Annotated in this window: 2 protein-coding genes; both read right to left on the minus strand. The window is 74.9% G+C overall.

Annotated elements, in window-relative coordinates; genetic code table 11:
* Positions 1–590 (minus strand): sugar phosphate isomerase/epimerase family protein (locus H5J29_RS34060; RefSeq protein WP_181784961.1); only part of this gene is annotated, 590 nt, incomplete at its 3' end.
* Positions 587–1,014, minus strand: a 428-nt coding sequence (locus H5J29_RS34065; RefSeq protein ID WP_512700159.1) for an Rv0497 family membrane protein, incomplete at its 5' end; no start/stop codon positions are given. The genes H5J29_RS34065 and H5J29_RS34060, both read right to left, overlap by 4 nt.

The raw sequence follows: 1,014 nt of genomic DNA on the forward strand, positions 1-1,014 counted from the left end.
CCGGACCCGTCCGTGAGGTGCAGGTGGACGAGGCCCTCGCCCATCCGGTCGAGCAGGGCGAGCGCGTCCGAGCCCGCCGCGGCGGTGTGCGAGAGATCGAGCGTGTAGTGGCGGTGCCCGACCTCCGTCGGGTCGAACCCCGGCGCGTACGGGACGGTCCGGACCCCCATGCGGGACACCGGGAACATGTTCTCGACGGCGAGCCGCACGCCCGCCCGCTCCCCGGCCCGCGCCACCTCGTCGGCGAACACGGCCGCGTACCGGCGCTGCCAGCGGAACGGGGGGTGGAGCACCACGGTCCGGGCGCCGAAGTGCTCGGCGGCCGCGACGGACCGGCGGATCCGGGCGACGGGATCGGAGCCCCACACCCGCTGCGTCACGGCCAGGCAGGGCGCATGGACCGCCGCCACCGGCACCCCGTACCGCTCGGAGAGCCTGCGCACGGCGGGGACCGACTGCGAGACCGGATCGGTCCACACCATCAGCTCGACGCCGTCGTACCCCAGCTCGGCAGCCAGCTCGAACGCCGCCGCGGCGGGCTCGGGATAGACCGAGGCGGTCGACAGCGCGACCGTCGGCGTGGGGCTCACCGTTCCAGGAGTACCAGGATCGCCGGGGAGACGGTGAGCAGCAGCCCCACGCCGACGGCGAAGACGGTGGTCCGCAGGTCGTCGTTGCGCAGCAGCGCGCGGACGCCGAGCACCAGCCCGACGGTGATGATCACCGCCGCGGCGAGCGCCACGACCGGCAGGTTGAACCAGAGGTAGCGGAAGCCGACCCACACGGCGGCGCCGACCAGCGCACCCGCGATCCACTGCCCGATGACGACGGCCCAGCCCTGGGGCGTGCCCTCGTCCTCCTCCTCGGCGTCGACGCGGTCCGCGTCCCGCTGCGGGCGGCCGCCGAGTCCCGCGGGGGACTCGTAGTCCTCGTCCTCCGGGTCGTCGAGCAGCGGCGAGCCGTACTGCGTCGGGGGGCCGCCCTCCTCCTCGGATGTCGTCGTGTGGCGATGCT

It is taken from the genome of Pseudonocardia pini, assembly GCF_013870575.1.
In the GTDB taxonomy this organism is placed as follows: Bacteria; Actinomycetota; Actinomycetes; order Mycobacteriales; family Pseudonocardiaceae; genus Pseudonocardia; species Pseudonocardia pini.